The 19047-nt window shown below is 39.6% G+C and carries 17 protein-coding genes; 11 read left to right on the top strand and 6 right to left on the bottom strand.

Translation table 11 applies throughout. The annotated features are described in order from the left end of the window. Window positions 1–13 precede the first annotated feature (13 nt). The gene (locus OMU_RS04445; protein ID WP_016178773.1) at window positions 14–985 is read left to right on the top strand and encodes a hypothetical protein; all 972 of its coding nucleotides are present in this window, start codon (window positions 14–16) and stop codon (window positions 983–985) included. Window positions 986–1003: 18 nt separating this feature from the next. Here OMU_RS04445 and OMU_RS23860 read toward each other — a convergent pair whose 3' ends face one another. Continuing rightward, window positions 1004–1969, bottom strand: coding sequence for a response regulator transcription factor (locus OMU_RS23860; protein ID WP_016178772.1), 966 nt, complete (start codon window positions 1967–1969; stop codon window positions 1004–1006). Window positions 1970–2240: 271 nt separating this feature from the next. Between OMU_RS23860 and ptcA the strand changes: the two genes are divergently transcribed. From ptcA to arcC, 4 genes are all read left to right on the top strand, one after another. After that, window positions 2241–3260, top strand: coding sequence for a putrescine carbamoyltransferase (ptcA, locus tag OMU_RS04435; protein WP_016178771.1), 1020 nt, complete (start codon window positions 2241–2243; stop codon window positions 3258–3260). A 122-nt stretch (window positions 3261–3382) separates the two neighbouring features. Continuing rightward, window positions 3383–4804 carry an APC family permease gene (locus tag OMU_RS04430; protein ID WP_016178770.1) on the top strand — a complete coding sequence of 474 codons (1422 nt, stop codon included), beginning with the start codon at window positions 3383–3385 and terminating at the stop codon, window positions 4802–4804. Next, entirely contained in the window at window positions 4758–5855 is a 1098-nt protein-coding gene (aguA, locus tag OMU_RS04425) for an agmatine deiminase (RefSeq protein WP_016178769.1), read from the top strand. Before OMU_RS04430 ends, aguA begins: the two co-directional genes overlap by 47 nt. Before the next feature lie 9 nt (window positions 5856–5864). After that, window positions 5865–6794 (top strand): carbamate kinase, encoded by a 930-nt coding sequence (gene arcC, locus OMU_RS04420; protein WP_016178768.1) that lies wholly within the window; start codon window positions 5865–5867, stop codon window positions 6792–6794. A gap of 141 nt (window positions 6795–6935) precedes the next feature. Here arcC and OMU_RS04415 read toward each other — a convergent pair whose 3' ends face one another. Both OMU_RS04415 and OMU_RS04410 read right to left on the bottom strand, forming a co-directional pair. Next, window positions 6936–7370, bottom strand: a complete 435-nt coding sequence (locus OMU_RS04415) for a hypothetical protein (RefSeq protein ID WP_016178767.1) — start codon at window positions 7368–7370, stop codon at window positions 6936–6938. Window positions 7371–7418: 48 nt separating this feature from the next. Continuing rightward, window positions 7419–9995: a transglycosylase domain-containing protein gene (locus OMU_RS04410; protein WP_016178766.1), complete on the bottom strand. Its 2577-nt coding sequence runs from the start codon at window positions 9993–9995 to the stop codon at window positions 7419–7421. A 324-nt stretch (window positions 9996–10319) separates the two neighbouring features. Between OMU_RS04410 and OMU_RS04405 the strand changes: the two genes are divergently transcribed. Together OMU_RS04405 and OMU_RS04400 are read left to right on the top strand one after the other, a co-directional pair. Then, on the top strand, window positions 10320–11273 hold the full coding sequence (locus OMU_RS04405; RefSeq protein WP_016178765.1) for a hypothetical protein: 954 nt from the start codon (window positions 10320–10322) through the stop codon (window positions 11271–11273). A 609-nt stretch (window positions 11274–11882) separates the two neighbouring features. Further along, window positions 11883–13757 (top strand): fibronectin type III domain-containing protein, encoded by a 1875-nt coding sequence (locus tag OMU_RS04400; protein ID WP_016178764.1) that lies wholly within the window; start codon window positions 11883–11885, stop codon window positions 13755–13757. A 145-nt stretch (window positions 13758–13902) separates the two neighbouring features. Here the strand turns inward: OMU_RS04400 and OMU_RS04395 are convergent, their stop codons facing one another. Both OMU_RS04395 and OMU_RS04390 read right to left on the bottom strand, forming a co-directional pair. Continuing rightward, window positions 13903–14439: a prolyl-tRNA synthetase associated domain-containing protein gene (locus OMU_RS04395; protein WP_016178763.1), complete on the bottom strand. Its 537-nt coding sequence runs from the start codon at window positions 14437–14439 to the stop codon at window positions 13903–13905. A gap of 70 nt (window positions 14440–14509) precedes the next feature. Next, window positions 14510–15961 carry a helix-turn-helix domain-containing protein gene (locus OMU_RS04390; RefSeq protein ID WP_016178762.1) on the bottom strand — a complete coding sequence of 484 codons (1452 nt, stop codon included), beginning with the start codon at window positions 15959–15961 and terminating at the stop codon, window positions 14510–14512. Between the two features lie 384 nt (window positions 15962–16345). On the opposite strand from OMU_RS04390, the gene OMU_RS04385 reads away from it, so the two are divergent. Beyond that, window positions 16346–16600: a TfoX/Sxy family DNA transformation protein gene (locus OMU_RS04385; RefSeq protein ID WP_016178761.1), complete on the top strand. Its 255-nt coding sequence runs from the start codon at window positions 16346–16348 to the stop codon at window positions 16598–16600. Between the two features lie 69 nt (window positions 16601–16669). After that, the gene (locus OMU_RS23330) at window positions 16670–16840 is read left to right on the top strand and encodes a hypothetical protein (RefSeq protein ID WP_167584846.1); all 171 of its coding nucleotides are present in this window, start codon (window positions 16670–16672) and stop codon (window positions 16838–16840) included. Window positions 16841–16900: 60 nt separating this feature from the next. Here the strand turns inward: OMU_RS23330 and OMU_RS04380 are convergent, their stop codons facing one another. After that, on the bottom strand, window positions 16901–17269 hold the full coding sequence (locus OMU_RS04380) for a YccF domain-containing protein (protein ID WP_016178760.1): 369 nt from the start codon (window positions 17267–17269) through the stop codon (window positions 16901–16903). 141 nt (window positions 17270–17410) lie between these two features. Between OMU_RS04380 and OMU_RS04375 the strand changes: the two genes are divergently transcribed. Both OMU_RS04375 and OMU_RS04370 read left to right on the top strand, forming a co-directional pair. Beyond that, the gene (locus OMU_RS04375; protein WP_016178759.1) at window positions 17411–18340 is read left to right on the top strand and encodes an alpha/beta fold hydrolase; all 930 of its coding nucleotides are present in this window, start codon (window positions 17411–17413) and stop codon (window positions 18338–18340) included. Between the two features lie 36 nt (window positions 18341–18376). Then, a complete protein-coding gene (locus OMU_RS04370; protein ID WP_016178758.1) occupies window positions 18377–19021 on the top strand; it encodes a carbonic anhydrase family protein in 645 nt (214 codons plus the stop codon). Window positions 19022–19047: the final 26 nt, after the last annotated feature.

The raw sequence follows: 19047 nt of genomic DNA, 5'->3' as shown, positions 1-19047 counted from the left end.
GGGGAGAACCGGTTTGAACAAAAAGACAATCGGTTGGCTGATTTTAGGACTGGTTGTGCTAGGTGCTGTTGGGTTTGCCGGCTATCATATTTTTCAAGAGAATGTTATCCAGTCAGAAAAAGAAAATAAGAAGGAACTAAATGCACGCTTGACTGATCTTTATGAGGATCAAACATCGGGCTATTTCAAATCGGATATCTCAGCTGAAGCTTTTAATGAGTTAGCAGATGAAGTGAAAAGTCAAAGCGGGGAAAGTCAAACCTTAGAAGATATTGACCAAGCGAAGAAAAATTTTAAACTCCAGGCTGAAATGAATAAGCTTTTTGAAAAGGATGTTCTAAATGGGCTGGATCTATCTGCCCACCCCGTTCTAAAGGCGCCTAGCGAAGAAGATATTAAAGCTTTAAAAGCTGAGCTAGAGGAAAGTAGCGCGAAAGACAAGGAGTGGGGTCAAGACATCAGCATGATCCTAGGCATCGCGGAAACACAATCAAAGGATTTTACCAATGCAGATGCGGAAGTGACGAATCTAGTCAATAAAGGCACTAGTTTAACACTGACTGATTATTTAGAAGGCGTAAAAACCTTGGCGATTCTGCCAGATGGCAAGTTCAAGGAGAAACTACTAGAGAAGCTATCACCGGTCAAGGATCAGCTTACCAATGAGAACGCTGGTTTTGCGGCTAAAATTCAGCAAAGTGATACCTCGATGGCAGCAGCAGAAAAGAGCTATCAAGAGCGGCAGGCGAAAGAGTTGGCTGCTCGCAACAAGGAACTGACAGAACTGAAAAAAGAGTTAGCAGAAAAGCAAGCGACCTATGATTCTTATAAAGACATCCTTGATTCCATTGATGACAGTAAGAACGATGAATCCTCGCGAAAAAAATCCGAAGAGGAATCGCGATCACGAGAATCTGATTCTTCCCGCTCATCAAGCTCCTCTAGTTCAAGCTCTAGTTCATCAGAACAGCCAGACGAGGATTAAAAAAGAGCAACGATTTTTCTAGGAAAAATCGTTGCTCTTTTTTAGGTTCATTTTTTCGTGTGAAGCTGAGCGATACTCTTCAAATAATGGGAAAATCTGTGTTCGTTTCTTAATATCCAGCTTAATGAAAATGTTGTGAACATGGGTTTTAACGGTTCCTAATGAGAGAAAGAGCTGGTCTGCAATTTCTTGATTGGTTCGATGGAATAAAAGCAATTCAAACACTTCGGTTTCTCTTTGCGTGAATTGGTGAGCATGACAAAACTTCTGGATCAACATGGCTTCCTCTTGCTCTTCAGAGTTCACTTCCTCTTGTACATGCCGATCCTTTAAGAAGAAGTGGATCATCAACAGACAGACGACAATGGAGAAAATGTCTTCGGAAATGCTTCGATTGTATATTTTAGTCGTTAAGGAGCTGTATTGATCGACATTAAAAATGACGAAGCTGTCTTCAATAACGATCAGAATACTGAATAGAATGCTGATGATTGATAATTTTTTTAGGTAGCCTTTATTTAGCGCTGGCAGCTCTTTTTTCGTGCCTCGCCAACAATAAAAGCCTAAATAAAAGAGGAAAATTTGGTTTCCTAAATAGTAGAGCCAAACCTTAAAGGCAGAATTTGGCAGTAATGGGATCGAAATCATCCAGACGGCCAAAGCGATCAATAGGGTGTAGTGCAGCGGAGTGAGTTTTTCTTTCCTTAATTCGGCAATAATCGAAACGGAGAAGAAGGCGTTCCCCATAAAAATAATAGTCTTGACTGCCGGCGCGCTCATAAATGCTTGGTCATAGCTTTGCGCAAAGCTATTGATGAACTCTGTCATATAAATAATGATATTATCGAAAATAAAAAAAGCTAGATAGAGACTGATCAACAGGAACACTTTGTTCTTTTCCTTTAAAAAGGAATTTATCGCAAAAGCCATGGTGATGGAATAAAGAATGATCAAAAGGATATTGTAAACAAAGATGGCTATCATATTGAATCCCCTTTCATTTCAGGATCAAAAAACTGTTTTTCAACCTAAGTATAACACTATTTTTTTCTCCTTCGTTCCAAAATACGCTAAACTTTTCCCTAAACTTTTCTAAACCCTTGAAAAATAAAAGGTTTACATCTAAAAATAAACCGCTGGTTGAAGCTCATAACGGGAAATGTTAGCGTTTACATCCTTTAGCTTATCGTAAACTCGTACTTTTTCTCCTACAGTAAGGATGCAAAAGCAAACAAATTACTTAGGAGGCGTCAACATGGCAAAAAGAGATTTCATTACAACAGAAAATTACACAAAGGAGGAGATTCAATACATCGTTGATTTATCATTGAAAATCAAAGCTTCTATTAAAAACGGTTTTTATCCGCCATTATTGAAAGATAAAGTGTTAGGCATGATCTTCCAACAATCTTCTACTAGAACTCGCGTTTCATTTGAAACAGCGATGACACAGCTAGGCGGACACGCAGAATATTTGGCGCCAGGACAAATTCAACTAGGCGGACATGAAACAATCGAAGATACCAGTCGTGTATTATCTCGTTTAGTCGATATCTTGATGGCACGGGTTGAACGCCATCACAGTGTGTATGACCTAGCCAACAATGCAACGATTCCAGTTATCAATGGTATGTCTGATTTTAACCACCCAACACAAGAATTAGGCGACCTTTGTACGATGATTGAACACTTACCTGAAGGCAAGAAAATCGAAGACTGCAAAATTTCCTTCATTGGCGATGCTACACAAGTATGTTTCTCATTAGGTTTAGTCGCAACAAAAATGGGAATGGATTTTGTCCAATTCGGTCCAGAAGGATTCCAATTGAATGACGACCATCGCGCAAGATTGGATAAGATTTGTAAAGAGTCTGGCGGTTCATATACTGTTTCTGATCAAATCGATGTGATTGAAGGCTCTGATTTTGTCTATACAGATGTTTGGTATGGCTTGTATGAAGCAGAATTGTCAGAAGAAGAACGCATGAGCACTTTCTATCCTAAATACCAAGTAAACGATGAGTTAATGAAGCGTGCGGGTGAAAATGCGAAATTTATGCACTGCTTGCCTGCAACACGCGGAGAAGAAGTGACTGATGAAGTGATGGACGGACCAAACTCGATCTGTTTCGATGAAGCAGAAAATCGTTTAACTTCGATTCGCGGCTTGTTGGTGTACTTGATGCACGATTATGCTGATAAGAATCCAATTGATGAAAAGAAAAAAGCAGCAGCAAAAGCAGATTTGGAAGTCTTTTTAGGAAAAGCACTATAGGCCCAAGAGGTGAGGACGGAAATGATCTGCAGCTTTAAGTAAAATTCATCAAGATTATTTCCATTCGGGGATTGAGGCAATCCTCAATCCCTGTTTCCCTTGTACCGGAAAGGAAGAAAACAATGGGAGAAAAGAAGAAAAAATTTAGTTTGATGAGTGCAATCTTATCCGTTATCTGTGTCGTGTTCGTGGCAGAGGCAGCGGCGCCGGTTGCGGCGATCGGAAATTCACAATTTTTTTGGTGGATATTCCTGTTAGCCGCGTTCCTTTTACCGTACGGTTTGATTTCTTCGGAGTTAGGCACGACGTATATTGGTGATGGCGGGATTTATGACTGGGTGACCCAAGCCTTCGGACATCGCTGGGGTTCGCGGGTATCTTGGTATTATTGGATCAATTATCCATTGTGGCTGGCTTCGCTGGCAGTTGTATGTCCAGATTTATTAACGACGATCACAGGAATTGAATTTTCAACAATTCCAGCAATTTTAATTGAATTGGTCTTTATTTGGGTTATTGTTTGGATCAGCTTCTATCCAGTCGCTGACAGTGTATGGATTTTGAATGGCGCAGCTGTAATTAAGATGCTGTTGGCAATCTTGATTGGCGCATTAGGACTTTATACGTTTGCGACAAAAGGCGCAGCTAATGAGTTTACATTATCGTCAATGCTGCCAAGTTTTGACCTGAATAGTTTGTCGTTTATCTCGGTTATCATTTTCAACCTACTAGGTTTCGAAGTTATTTGTACCTTTGCCGATGACATGGAAGATCCGAAGAAACAAATTCCACAATCAATCATTGCTGGTGGTTTGGTGATCGCTGCAATTTATATTTTCTCTGCATTCGGAATTGGTGTCGCAATTCCAACGGATCAAATCAGTACTGGCAGCGGGTTAATGGATAGCTTCAAGCTATTAACGGGTTCTACAGGGGGGTGGTTCATCATCGCGATGGCCTTTCTGTTCCTGCTGACTCTGTTCGGCAACATGATTTCTTGGTCATTAGGAGTAAACAATACGGCTTGTTACGCAGCTGAAAACGGCGATATGCCGAAAATTTTTGCTAAACGTGGCGGAAAAGACGAAATGCCGATTGGTGCAGCGATTATGAATGGGATCGTGGCTTCAGTAGTCGTAGTGATTGCGCCAATTTTGCCAAATCAAGATCTATTCTGGGCCTTCTTCTCATTGAACCTAGTAATGTTCTTGATGTCTTACGTACCTGTATTTCCTGCATTTTACAAATTACGTAAAATCGATCCAGATACACCGCGACCATTCAAGGTTGGCGGAAGCGACGCAGTCTTGAAAGTTTTGGTTGCGTTACCAATGATCATGATTGTCATTTCATTAATCTTTACAGCGTTACCGTTGCAATTTGATGCGGAAACATTGAGCCAACAACTACCGATTACGATCGGAGCTGTCGTCTTCACACTATTTGGTGAAGCGATTATATGGGTGAAAAAAATCAAAAAAGAGGGAGTAATTTATCATGGCGAAGAGAATCAAAAAGACAACACCGAAACAAGACGGGTTTAGAATGCCCGGTGAGTATGAACCACAAGAAAAGGTTTGGATGATTTGGCCTGAACGTCCAGACAATTGGCGTGACGGTGGGAAGCCAGCACAAGAAGCTTTCACTGAAGTAGCCAAAGCCATCAGCAGATTTACGCCGATGAATGTGGTGGTTTCGCAGCAACAGTTCCAAAACTGTCGTCGTCAATTACCAGAAGATATCACGGTTTATGAAATGTCCAATAATGACGCGTGGATTCGCGACTGTGGCCCAAGCTTTGTGATCAACGATAAAGGTGAATTGCGGGCAAATGACTGGGGCTTCAATGCTTGGGGCGGACTGGTTGACGGATTGTATTTTCCTTGGGATCAAGATGATTTAGTCGCTCAAAAAATCTGTGAAATCGAGCATGTCGATTCTTATCGGACAGATGATTTCATTTTAGAAGGTGGTTCTTTCCACGTTGACGGTGAAGGAACGGTTCTAGTAACTGAAATGTGCTTATTAAGTGAAGGACGCAATCCGCATATGAGCAAAGAAGAAATCGAACAAAAATTGTGCGATTACTTGAACTGTGAAAAAGTACTTTGGTTAGGGGATGGTATTGATCCAGAAGAAACGAATGGACACGTGGATGACGTAGCCTGCTTTGTTCGCCCTGGTGAAGTGGCATGTATTTATACTGAAGATAAAAATAGTCCATTTTATGAAGCTGCTCAAGATGCATACAAACGCTTAACAGAAATGACGGATGCGAAAGGCCGCAAATTGAAGGTCCATAAAATCTGCTGCCCAATCGAAAACGTCACAATCGACGGCAACTTCAAGATTGATTATGTTGAAGGAACAATGCCGCGTGAGGATGGCGACATCTGTATCGCTTCTTACATGAACTTCTTAATTACCAATAACGGCGTAATCGTGCCGCAATATGGTGACAAGAATGATGCATTAGCTTTAGAACAATTAGAAATGATTTTCCCAGATAAAGAAGTTGTGGGTGTAAATACAGTAGAAATCGTCTACGGCGGCGGAAATATTCATTGTATTACGCAGCAACAACCACAAAGATAGGAGCCTGTCATGTCAAAAATCGTTATCGCATTAGGCGGAAACGCCTTAGGCAATTCCGCGAATGAGCAATTAACCAAAGCTGAATTAGCAGCGAAATCCATCGCTGATCTGATCACTGCGGGGCACCATGTCGTGATCGCTCACGGCAATGGTCCCCAGGTTGGGAAAATCCGTTTAGCCTTTGAAGAAACCAGTCAAAAGCCGGAGGATACGATGCCGTTTCCAGAATGTACGGCCATGAGTCAAGGCTATATCGGCTATCACCTGCAGCAGGCCATTGATGAAGAATTGGTTTCTCGCGGCTTAACAGATATTCCAGTTGTATCTATGCTGACGCAGGTGGTGGTTGACCCGAAAGATCCGGCATTTTCGAATCCAACCAAACCGATTGGTGGCTATTACAGCGAAGAAGAAGCAAAAAAACTGATGGCTGAAACGGGCGATGTTTATGTTGAAGATGCTGGCCGCGGCTGGCGTCGGGTAGTACCATCACCAAAACCAGTAGATATCTACGAAAAAATCAGCCTACAAACCTTAGTCGACGCGGGGCAAGTCGTGATCGCTTGTGGTGGAGGAGGCATTCCAGTCATTTACGAAGGCACGCGCTATAAAGGCGTCGATGCCGTAATCGATAAGGATTTTGCCGCAGCGAAAATGGCTGCATTGATCGATGCTGATGTCTTCATTATTTTGACAGCTGTTGATCATGTCTTTGTCAACTTCGGCAAACCGGATCAAAAAGCTTTGGAAACAACTTCCGTGGCTGATATGAAACAATATATTAGCGAAGATCAATTCGCTCCAGGAAGTATGTTGCCAAAAGTAGAAGCTGCGATTGACTTCGCCGAATCAAAAGCCGGTCGACGTGCGATCATCGCTTCATTAGAAAAAGCTTCAGAAACACTGGATGGAAACAGCGGAACAACCGTGCAGATGTAAAATAAAAACCCATCTCTCTTTTTTCATAAAGAGAGATGGGCTTTTTGGATATACAGTTTTACGATGTTTTTTAGTAGATTGTAGTTAAAAGAGAAATTGTCATAAGACTTACAAACTTAAATAAAAGTATTCATTCTATGGTTATTCTGTAATCTTAGCTAATAAACTATCCACATCTCTTTTTATCAAACTTTGCATACTTTCTTTATACTGACTTAAATCCAAAGCTGCCAGCTTTTCCTGAATCACCGGGATTAATTCTGGCTTGGCCTCTGCTAAATAAATCAAATAAGGAATACATTGACGAACAATCGGTGCTTTGGGATCGTCTAGAACAGCTAAAATTTCTGCGAGATATGTCTCAATGACTTTTTGTGAATCCCAACGCGCATTAATCATAAAAAACTTAAAGGTTCGTCCACGTCCACAGGCTCTTTCAGCGGTCAGAGCAGGAAGGAACATTTCTAGACGGTCAGCGTAAAGCGGTTCAGATAGACACTGTTCTTCCAATTCTTTAAATTTGTTCATGGCTTTTTTGGTGTCTTTAGCAGTCAAAAGCGCTAATATCGTTTCCATAAAAAATCCTTTCTAGAGTAAAACAGTCGTCAATGCGACGACTGTTTTTTAATCCTCATCTTTTTCTTTTTCCTGCAACTGTTTTTTCAGATCATTGATTTGTTTATCGAGGTCTTTGCTTTGATTTTTCGTATCATTGATTTGATCTTTTACCGAATTTAATGCTGAATTCCGGGCTTCTTTTTCACGGGCGTACTCGACTTCCTTATTGCGATAAACATTTGTATATTGATCAGACAGCGTTCCGCCAGAGGGTTCGACTTGTTGAACCAAAGCGTATACCTGCTGTGCATATTGGTCGAAGGTTTGCCAGTTGTCTTGTGTATCTGTCACAATAAGCTCGAACTGACTTAAGGTATTAATACGTTCAGAGATCAATTGATTACTGAAGGTGGAAGCTTCTTCTACCATCGGTGTATTCAATTTTGCTGTTGTCAATTCATTGGCTTTTTGTTTTGCCAAGGTGTCGATATTGGCTGTCGCTGCCTGCAAGGCATTTTGACGGGCTGCCAGTACTTGTTTTGTTTGACTGGAGCGTGTAACTAATTGGTTGCCAACTTTTTGTACGGAAGAGGGCATCTGAAAATCAACATCTTCTTTGCCGTTATTTAAGAGATCCATCGTTTGCTTGAAGATTTCTTTGGTCGCCTGTCCGACACTGGCATTGTCTTGCGGTTGCGGTGTGTCGTCGCCGGCCCAGACCGCAACGGTATAGTGCGGAGTCGCTCCGACAGTCCATAAATCTTTTGCTTCGTCAGTCGTACCGGTTTTGACTGCCCAAAATTGATTATGTGCTAGGGTCAAGCCTGCCGCTGTTCCATCCGCATTCTCATGAACGGCTTTCATCGTATCAATCGTTAAATAAGCTGCGTCATCGCTGTAAATCTTTTGCTGCGCAATATCATTTTGGGAGAAAATCTCCTGACCATTGTCTTTCCGTTTAATGGTTTGAATATTTAATGGGGCACGATAATTTCCTTGATTTACTAATGTTGCGATCCCGCTAGCCATTTCTTGAGTAGTTGCTCCGTAGGTCATCCCGCCGACCGCAATAATCGGATTGTCATCTGCCACATCAAGACCGGTAAATTGCATTTGTGCCAAAGGCTGATAGACGGCTTCCTTCAGCTCATTGCGATTTTCGTCTGCTAGTTTATACGCGACAACGTTTGAGGAAATCGCTAAGGCATTTCTCAGTGTCAGATTCCCTTTAGAACTATTATAAACATTATTTGGGTACGTATTATTTGGCCGATCATCTGAAACGACACTGGTTTCTAGCAAGCCACGCTCATACGCAGGGGCGTAGGAAACTAGGGGTTTGATCGCCGAGCCAGGCTGACGATAGGAAAGAAAGGCACGATTATAATGATTTCCTTCCTCACCGCGGCCACCGATACTAGCAACAACATCGCCTGTTTGATTGTCAATAACAGTCATGGCAGCCTGCTTGGTATAGAAATTATTGTCGCCGCTACGATCTTGCCAAGCATTCATCACATTGCTGACAATCCCTTGCAGCTGATCGTGTAAGCCAGTATCGATATTGGTACTGATTTGATAGCCGCCTGAGAGAATCCGTTGATATACCTTATTATAAGCAGAGCTGTATTCCTCGTTATAACGATCTTCTTCTTCTTTGGAGTCAAACTGGTATTGGAAACGGAAATCCTGCTGTCCCATCAAAATTTTAGTTGCAGAATCAACTGCTAAGGCAACTTCGTTATTGTCTAATTGATTGTTAAGTGCATTACTGTGAATTTTAGCTTCAAAATCATCTGTAACAGCTTTATCATACTGGTCCTTTGTGATGTAGCCCTGCTGATTCATTTCTTTTAAGATCAATTTGGCTCTTTTCAATGCATTTTTCTTATTGTCAGTAGGATCAAATATACCCGGATTATTTGTAATTCCTACTAATACAGCTTTTTCCAACAGACTGGTGTCATTGATTGATTTGCCAAAATAAACCTTTGCTGCCGCATTGATTCCATAAGCGCCATGTCCGAAATAAACGTTATTCAGATAATATTCTAAAATCTGATGTTTGGTAAATTTCTTTTCTAATGATTGTGCCATCACCATTTCTTCAATTTTACGAGAGATTGAGACTTCGGGCGTTAGATAGATATTTTTCACCAATTGCTGAGTGATGGTAGATGCTCCGCGGATTCCGCGCCCTGTCGCAGCATTTATCGCAATGGTCAATAGCCCTTGCGTGTCTACTCCGTGATGCTCATAGAATCGCTTATCTTCAATAGCGATCAACGCCTGAGAGACTAATGGGTCCATCTTGTCATAAGTCAGGTAATCCCGTTCTTGCGTTTTTAGTTCCTTGATAACTTGACCATTCTTATCTAAGACGGTTGTTGGATGGTACTGCTTAAAGTCGCTCTCTTGAATAGAGGCTGCATGCTCTTCACCCGCATCAATGGCGGCAGTTACTTCTTTGCCGTATTTTTGAAAGAAGAAGATGGTGCCTGCCACCACCATAAGCAGCATGACGGCCAGAATACTAAGTGAAATCTTAGTGGATTTCGCTAGTTTTCCTCGAGGGGACTTTTTTCGCACACGTGGTGCTTTCGTTTCTTTTCTTCGTTGATGTCGTTCTTGTCTGTTTGCCATATTTGCCTATCCTTATTTCAGTTATTGTATTTATTTCTTCTCTCGGAAAAAATAAGTTTTATGTTCATGCCAAATACCATTCTGCTAGTTATACTTAGCGTTATTTAGTTAATTCATAATCGAATTTACGAATCAGTAAAAGCAGAGCTGGCATCCTGATAAAATCATTTCTTCTAGTGTAATAGAAAATGACGAGAATAACTATGATAATCATATTTTTCCAAGAAAAATTTAGATTATTTCATAAAAATAGGCTGATATTCACTGGAAATACTTGACGCTTGCTTAATTTGTCGCCACAATAAGGAGGAGATGAGGTGACCTATGAATACATCAAAAAAATGGTTGATCTTTTGGGGCGTACTGGCTGCGCTGTTTGTCGGTACCTTCGGCGTCATATTAAGCGGGAATTTTCCGCAATTTACGATTCCTTTCAGTGTTTTTGCTAGTGACGATAAGGGCAAGAAGAAGGAGGAGTTGCCGAAATTAAAGGTATTGGCATTAAGGGATGTCAATGATCAAACATTATTAGATGAACAAATTGAAAAAGTTGATGCGCTAAATAAAGCATTTGCACAGAACAATAATAGCTTTTCCAGCTCTCAAACGATGGCTGACACAATTGAAAAAATCTATGGACCCGCGAAGGATGGGAAGAATATTTTTAATCTCTATCGAAAAATCTATCCGATGGTGAGTTCGCAAGAAAACGGCTTTGTAAGTATCAGTCTGATTGGTTTTGGGCAGCGTCTGGTTGACGATGAGCCAATGTCGACCCAGAGACAAATTTGGAGCTTTACCGATACAAATGGAACGCGCCATGATTATACCGTAAGTCTGCGCTTTAATGGAAACGAGTTAGCAGAACTTTCAGCCGAGGACGGCGGTGAGGTGAAATCAGTTATTACTAAAGATGATACCTATCTTGATAAATCTGCTGATTTCGAGACAGCTTGGACGGAAGTTGTTCGTCGTGGAACGGATACACAATTGTATCGAGAAATGAAGAAAGCTGGAATGGACAGCAACCAAACAGAATTTAAAGCACTAGAAAAAAGTATCGAATTGACGGACCCAAGTGGATTTTTCGAACTATTCAAGGACACTAGAGGAGATCTTGCACATGCGTACCTATCTGGTTTCTATCATACAAATACACCGACGGATGGGCAATCTGATTACTATTTCCACGTACCGACATCTGAAAAAGAGGTTGCAGAATTTGTCGTGGTTTATGATCGTTTGCAGCAAAAAATTGTCTCGATTAACCGTCAGTAGAAAAGTTATCACAAATTCATTTTTACAAAATAATAATCGTAAGGGAGCTGTGACAAACGTCTTGTCACAGCTTCCTTTTTTCCGCATAAATACTGTTCAAAATAGCTTTTTAAAAAATAGGCCGAAATTTCACAAAAATTTGAAAAACAACGAGTAGGAACCATTTTTTAGTGGATAAACGCCTTGAGTATCAACAAGATTTCAGGTTTTAAGAGATCTGCTTTACAATTGAATTATTGAAAATATTATAAAATATATGGTATATAGCGAAAGTTTTTTATCATAATTCAAAGATTATTTTTGAATTTTGACGGAATATAGATATTTATCACAAATATTGTTATATTCTAACCAACAGGAATAACCCAAAGATTCACAATCTTAGAGGCGGAGAAAATTGAGAGAGCAAATCCTGTTATCGAGCATACCATTTTGGTGTGAGAACTTGATGGGGGGTGGTACATGGGATTTTACTTCTGTTTTTGGCCAAAAACAATCTCCGAAAAATAAATAGACTACTATCTTTCAAGGTAGTAGTCTAAATCGTTAGGGTAAGGTTATTTGTTGTGCATTTTTTGCACTTGGGTAAGAGCAGAAAAGGAGAGGGAAATGAAAAGAAAAGGATTGATGAAAAAGTTAAAAGGGATCATATCGTTGGTGACGCTTTTGATCATGACGGTATCTTCGTTAGGGGTACCGGCTCAAGTGTTTGCGGCAGATAGTAAGGTTCCTGCAAATTTAACAGCTAAACATGATGATACGCAAAAATGGACAGTGATTCAATTTGACAAAGTAGATAATGCTGAAAGTTACAATATTTATCGTTCAGAATCACAAGATGGGGAATTTAAACGTGTCCAAACATTAAAGAGCGACAAAACATTTACAGCTGATAATTATATGGATTTAAAGACTAGCGGTACACTTAAGGCTGATTATCTTTATTACTATAAAGTTTCAGCTGTTGTGGATGGTAAGGAACAAGTTGCGATTGCTCCGATCGCCAATCAAGAGGTTGTAACACAATCAAGTGAATCGAAAATGGAAGAAGAGGCACCAACAGCGGCTACCACTGAAGAGACAGCACAAGAATCTTCTGATGTCCAAGCTTATGGAGCAGCAAAACATAACACAGGTTGTGACGGTAAGCATAGTGGGCGCACGTGCAACAACAATGCGGGGAAACATGATGAGTATTGTGACAAAAACCATAGTAAATATCGTAAGTGTAATTCCAACAAATGGAAGCATGACGAGGACTGTGATAAAAAGCACAGCGGCAAAAACTGCAATAAAAATAATTGCAAGCATGACGAATATTGCGATAAAAATCACAATGGCGGAAGTTGTAATGACAATAAATGGTGCCATAAACCAACCTGCGATGAAAAGCACAGTGGGCATAACTGCAATAACAATTGGAAACACCATGAAGATTGCGATAAGAAACATAGCGGAAAAGATTGTAATCAAAACAACTACAAAGAAAAATGGGATGCAGTTAAGAATGTTTGTGTGACGGAAACTCAACATCACTGGTTAAAGCTTAGCTGGGAATCAAAAGGCAGCAATGCTGAATATAAAATCTTCCGTGCAACGAAGAAATGCAACGATTACCAATCCGGTGATTTTAAAGAAATTGCTACAGTAACAGGAAAAACCACGTATAACGATATCAAGTTGAACCATAACCAAACATATTGCTACAAAGTAATGGTGAAACGTCCGAAAGCTTGTCCATACACGATCGAAACTGTTAACAGCTCAAACATCGGCAAATTTACTGTTTGCGCGACTACATTGAATCCAAACATTAAAGCAGCCGCTGTTTCTGACAAAGCGATCAAAGTAACCTGGACAAATACCAAGAGTGATAATGCTTCAACACGTTATGCAACAGGCTATACATTGTATCGCAGCACAACGAACAATATTAACAATGCGACCGCGATCAATGTTGCTGGTAAACAATATGGTTCTGAAATGACTTATACAGACAATGGATTGAACCAATGCACGACGTACTATTACTGGGTAAAAGCAAATTACGGTCAATGGAGTAGCTGGGTTAGCCCACAATGGGGACCAAGCTGTGCGACAACACTTAAGAAAAAAGAAATTGGCACCGGATTAAACGGCTGTATCAAGAATGTTTTGAAATGCGGCTGTATTCCAACTCGCTACTACGGTGCGCAAATTTTCTTAGGTACTCAAAATCCAAATTCATTAGACTATACGAAAGTTCTTGTTTATCGTAGAACAGCCGGCTGCGGATACAGCTCAGCGTACAAGATAATTGATGTTCGCTATGCGAAATATATGAATGGCGCTTTTGGAAAAGGATACTATCTCGACTACTCGTTGAGTCAAGTTTGCCTATCACGAGGCACTTACTACTTCGCAATTCAAGCAGTTGGTTCTGATTGCGGGAAAGATATCACCGGACCAATGAAAGAAATCGGTTGTGTGACTGTAAGATGGTAAGCTAACGAGACGTTGGTCAAATTAGGGTTGGGGGTTAAAAAGTGTTTTAAAAAAGAAAGAAACCCGTTTTTGATTCGTTTTCTAAATAGCAAGATCGTCCAAAAAAGTGTTAGGAGAGGGTTCTCCTAACACTTTTTAATGTATTTTAATCGATAAGGATCGCTTCATGTCCTGTATAGGGTAAGAATTTTTCAAACAAATCCGCGGTTTTCAGCTTCATATAATTTGTGATCGACCCAGAGCTGCAGGCATACCATTCACGTTCAGAAACAGATTTATCAAAGACCAATTGGATTTCATGTTCAGGGTCCTTCAATAAGCCAAAAATTGTCGCAGCACCCGGAATAACGCCTAAGCGTTCTTTTAGCAGTTCGGCTGAAGCAAAGGAAACACGGGGAATTTCCAATTTTTTACCAAACTCTTTGGTGACAAATTTGAAATTGGCTGGTGTGATGTACAAATAAAATTTCGTCTTCTTTTGATTACATAAGAAAATTGTTTTGACAACTTCAACCCCCAGACGTTTATCAATATCGATACAATCTTCCATGGTAAGTGCCTCTCCAGTAGCTACTTGATAAAAAGGCATCTCTAACTTTGTCAGTATTTCGTACGTTTTTTCTTCTAATTCAGAACCAAATTCTTTCGGCGGGGTAGTAGACATTTCACTAACGTAAACCATAACGGCCTCCTTTTTGCTTGTGATAAATGTTACAATACCCGTTTTTTAGTGAATACTCAAGCTATAATGATTATTTTGCTGTATTTTCTAACTCTTTTTTTACAAGTACTTCCAAGACATTTTCAATAGCATTGAAATCAGTTCCGCAGAGATTTGCCCGGATAATCACATATTTCTTATCCTCTAATTGAAGGTCCTTACAACCTGGAGATGTACCAATAATCAGCTGAGCCTTGTTAGGATCTTCAACGAATTTCAGATGGTAACGATTTTTGAAATGCAAATTGATTTTTTCTTGGATAAAAACACTGAAAAGTTCATTATGTTCAGAAAATGCATAAACCGAAATTTCAGGTAAACAATTTTCAAATGAATAGAGCGTCACACAAGTTAAAAATGAAAATATCCGTAATTGACGATGTGCAAATCCGGGGGCGGCTTCAGTGAAATCCTCCCAGAAGGCATCAAATCGACGATAATAATAAGGACACTGTGTTTGCAAATTGTCTAAGGCAAAATTGTTTTTTAAGTGTTCGAGCATTTGATCGTTTAAGCGGAAAAAAATCAACGAAGCGTAATGCTGTTTTAGCTTACGCGCAATTACTTTTTGTTCGCGAGTGCTTAATGGACGAAAATGACGTGAAAAATTGGTAGTCCAATGAGTAATCACTTGAGTGAAAAAGGATTCATCGACAGTGTTTTTTGGCTGTAGTTCAAAATTATTCAATTGAGAGCTATAAATCGCATAAAGGAAAAACTTCCATTCATGCGTATTCCAAGTCTTTAAGAAAGACGGCTTTTTTGGATATTTGAATTGATTGAGCCAGTCATTTTCGATTTCATTAAACGAAAGTGTTCCTTTTTTACTTAAGGATTGATTCGTGATTAACAACCAAAAACAGATCATTTCTGAATTGGCTGGATTATTTGTGAGCTTTAAGTATTCTTCAATTTGTCTTGCTAATTGAAGATAGCTTTTAGTATTGAGCCATTCAATTTGAGTGAATTGATAATAAAGACCTCTGACAAAAATGTAGTAGAAGCGACGGATATCAACTTCACGTCCTTTTAAGCTGATTTTAGTCGAGCAGGAGATATAGAGATCATAATCAGTAAGCTCTTGATTGATCTCCTTAATTTTTCGTCGCAATTTTGATTCGCTGATGTTTTTCTCCATACAGAACTGAATAGCGGATATTTTCCGTCTTGCTAGGACTGCCCGGATAATTTCACAGGCGAGATCATGCTGGTACAAATAGCTTATCAATGATTGGAGGTTGGTTGAGGTCCGATCCAATTGGATACCGCGACCATTATCCATGCGAAGTCTTAATGAATAGTCTTTATCGATATAGAGATCTTCGATTATCGATTGCAATTCTTTGCAATTTACTCGGATCGTGCCGAGACTAGCATGACCGATTATTTCTTGTAATTCTTTCATAGAGATCGGCGTTTGCAAAGCATCCAACGTTTCAATGATCTGAATTTTCAACAATGTATTTCTATCCATTCCAAGCATGAACTATCCTCCTATTCTTATTTGATAAAAATTAACCTCGTTGTTTTATATGATAAATTAAAATATCACTTAATACAAATAATAAATTAATAAACGGTGAAAAATAAAGCTTTTTCTCTAAATTTTTTTTAAAAATCTACCATTTAAAATAACCTTGATTATTTTTTAACGATAGAAATCATGAATGGAGTTTTTATGTAAATGTTTAGAAAGCTGAGAAACAGGCCTTAGCAAAGTACTCTCCGAAACTTGTGAAAACATGCAAAAATAGCAGCCATAAGACGATCATTTCTTGTAAATAAATGAGTTTTGTTAGTAATTTTTTATGAAAGCTGTCGTTTCCGCTTTCATTCTAAGGTATAATAAATCTAAAAGGAGTCGGCAATGAGAATCTCAGAAATGAAAAATATTGGTGTTATAAATGAAGAGAAGTTAGCTCAGGTAGGGATTGTTGAACCAGACCAGCTGCGAAAATTGGGTACAGAGGCAGCTTTTTTAAAGATCCGACATCTAGTAGATGATGGCGCTTGTCTGCATCTCTTGTATGGATTGGAAGGAGCGATCCAAGATATTCCTAAAAGAGAGTTAAGTGAGCGAAGAAAAGCTGAGTTACGTGATTTTTTTAAACAGCTAAATTAGATTTGATTGAGCAGGCTTGCTGAATATTCTTTTTCACGTTACACTACAGACAAAAAAGGAAGTGACCTTTTGTATCTGATTGCATTAGTCGTCTTCATCATTTTAGTTGGCGTATATAATGTTTTTCTTAGTCTTTCACGACGAAGAAAAAATACGATAACGCCATTAATGGTGAATATCCAGGTAACGTTAAATATCGTATTAGTAGTTGCAGGCTTAATCTACTTGATTTTTGGATAAGAAAAAGAGGAAGACGGCTGTCATTCCTCTTTTTTATGGTGTTTGTCAGGGACATATTATTTAACGAGCAGAAACGATTTGTGCGCCAAATGGCATCAAAGCTAGTTGAGCAAGTTTCAATGATTGAGCGGCAAAAGGAATACCGACAATCGTAATACATAAAAATAGGGCGCTGACTAAATGTCCCAAAGCCAAAGGAACTCCTGAAACGATCAACCAAATAATATTGACGATAAAGTTTACTCCAGTCGTGTGGTAAACGATGTCTTTACCAAACGGAGCAAAGCTTAAACTAGCAAATTTGAAGCATTGTAAACCAATTGGGATACCGATGATCGTGATGCACCATAAGATGCCGGCGAGACACCAAGTCAAACCGCCGATCAGTCCACCAAAGATGAACCAGATAATATTTCCTAAGCAAGACATATTTTTTCCCTCCATTTACCAATAGTGTATCATGATTTCAAAAATCTACCTCCAACTTAGGATGGAAATTCGAGAGAAATAGAAGATAAAATCAAATGGCACTAGAAAAGTCATTAGTCGATTTTTAGAAAGGAAATGAACATGTTAGAAAAATTTGAAATACTTTCTGTTGATCAGAAAACAGCAGTGCAAGGCTACCATTGGACCTGTGAGAAGCCGTGGGCGGTACTTCAGCTGACACACGGAATGGCAGAGCATTTAATGCGTTATGAAATCTTAGCAAAATACTTAAATGAACGAAACATCGCGGTGATCGGACATGATCATCTTGGTCACGGGGCATCTGTCTCTGCTCCAAAAGGACTTCAAGGTTATTTTCATGATGAAAAGATCAAACATGGATTGGTTCAGGACTTGTATCAGGTAACTCAGTGGGGGAAAAAGCAGTATTCTGATATTCCTTTTTTTCTTCTAGGACATAGTATGGGTTCATTCGTTGTAAGAAATTATCTATATGAATACGGTGAGGCGATCAATGGGGCAATTCTCGTAGGAACGGGTCAGCAGCCAGCTTGGCTGGCCCGTTTTGGCCAACGTTCAGCAAAACTATTAAGTAAAATTCAAGGAGAAAAGCACCCAAGCAAACTAATTGATCAATTAGCTTTCGGCAATATGAATCGAAAAATTGTCAATAAGCGGACGGATAAGGATTGGCTGTCCAGCCTTTCGGAAGAGGTAGATGCTTACTTAGCTGATCCGAAGTGCGGATTCTTATTTACCTTGAGCGCTTATCACGAATTATTTTCATTGATTATTCGTTCGCAGGAGCCTGAGTTGCTGCAACGGGTGCCGAAAAATCTTCCATTATTGTTCTTATCTGGAAAAGAAGATCCTGTCGGAGAATACGGTAAAGGCGTGATGAAAGCAGCAAAGACTTATCAAGCAGCTGGTGTGAAGCAGGTGACGGTCAAGCTTTATGAAAATGCCCGCCACGAACTGCTAAATGAAGCTCAAAAACTTACAGTTTTTCATGATATTTGCAAATGGATGGAAAAAAATTCTGGAAAATGATATTATTGTAAAAATTTTAGGTAATTGAGGGATTCTATGAAAGCAGAATTTTTGATTGATTATTGCCATCAAGGTGACTGGCAGCCGCAGGGTGGTTTGCGGCAATCACCGATCGACATCCAAACATCTTTGGTCCAAGACAATGATGAGACCCTTGCAACTATACAAGTAAATTTTTCAGATAAGACTGCAACATTTTTTAATAATGGACAAAATCTGCAACTATTGGGAGTGGGTGAAGCGACATTCAATAAGCGCTTATTTCATTTTGTTCAAATGCACTTTCATGCTGATTCCGAGCACCGTATAAATGGAAAAAGTTTTCCGTTGGAAGGCCACTTTCTTTTCCAGTCTCCTAGTGGAGAGGTGGCAGTTATCGGAGTCTTCTATCAGGCTGGAGAATACAATTCTGATTTTGAAAGCATCTTGAACCAGTATGACCAGCAAAAAGGAGAGGGAACTTTTTCTGTTGACGAATTGATTCCCGAAAATAAAAGCTATTATCATTACATTGGCTCTTTAACGACTCCGCCGTTGACTGAAGGCGTAGAATGGTACGTCATGAAGAATGTATTAGAAGTATCCGCTGAACAGCTTCAGCGCTTCATCGATATTCACGGACGAAATAATCGAGAATGTCAGCTGATCAATGAACGTAAAGTATTCAGCTATAACGAATAAAGTCGCTACCAAATTGGTAACGACTT

Origin of the sequence: Enterococcus avium ATCC 14025 (assembly GCF_000406965.1) — a bacterium.
In the GTDB taxonomy this organism is placed as follows: domain Bacteria; phylum Bacillota; class Bacilli; order Lactobacillales; family Enterococcaceae; genus Enterococcus_A; species Enterococcus_A avium.
The sequence above is the reverse complement of the archived record's forward strand: the minus strand, read 5'-3'. Positions and strand labels throughout refer to the sequence as shown.

Coding starts and splice junctions, on each gene's coding strand:
- OMU_RS23860 (WP_016178772.1), bottom strand. CDS start 1,969: ATGATAGCCATCTTTGTTTACAATATCCTTTTGATCATTCTTTATTCC.
- ptcA (WP_016178771.1), top strand. CDS start 2,241: ATGGCAAAAAGAGATTTCATTACAACAGAAAATTACACAAAGGAGGAG.
- OMU_RS04430 (WP_016178770.1), top strand. CDS start 3,383: ATGGGAGAAAAGAAGAAAAAATTTAGTTTGATGAGTGCAATCTTATCC.
- aguA (WP_016178769.1), top strand. CDS start 4,758: ATGGCGAAGAGAATCAAAAAGACAACACCGAAACAAGACGGGTTTAGA.
- arcC (WP_016178768.1), top strand. CDS start 5,865: ATGTCAAAAATCGTTATCGCATTAGGCGGAAACGCCTTAGGCAATTCC.
- OMU_RS04415 (WP_016178767.1), bottom strand. CDS start 7,370: ATGGAAACGATATTAGCGCTTTTGACTGCTAAAGACACCAAAAAAGCC.
- OMU_RS04410 (WP_016178766.1), bottom strand. CDS start 9,995: ATGGCAAACAGACAAGAACGACATCAACGAAGAAAAGAAACGAAAGCA.
- OMU_RS04405 (WP_016178765.1), top strand. CDS start 10,320: ATGAATACATCAAAAAAATGGTTGATCTTTTGGGGCGTACTGGCTGCG.
- OMU_RS04400 (WP_016178764.1), top strand. CDS start 11,883: ATGAAAAGAAAAGGATTGATGAAAAAGTTAAAAGGGATCATATCGTTG.
- OMU_RS04395 (WP_016178763.1), bottom strand. CDS start 14,439: ATGGTTTACGTTAGTGAAATGTCTACTACCCCGCCGAAAGAATTTGGT.
- OMU_RS04390 (WP_016178762.1), bottom strand. CDS start 15,961: ATGCTTGGAATGGATAGAAATACATTGTTGAAAATTCAGATCATTGAA.
- OMU_RS04385 (WP_016178761.1), top strand. CDS start 16,346: ATGAGAATCTCAGAAATGAAAAATATTGGTGTTATAAATGAAGAGAAG.
- OMU_RS04380 (WP_016178760.1), bottom strand. CDS start 17,269: ATGTCTTGCTTAGGAAATATTATCTGGTTCATCTTTGGTGGACTGATC.
- OMU_RS04375 (WP_016178759.1), top strand. CDS start 17,411: ATGTTAGAAAAATTTGAAATACTTTCTGTTGATCAGAAAACAGCAGTG.
- OMU_RS04370 (WP_016178758.1), top strand. CDS start 18,377: ATGAAAGCAGAATTTTTGATTGATTATTGCCATCAAGGTGACTGGCAG.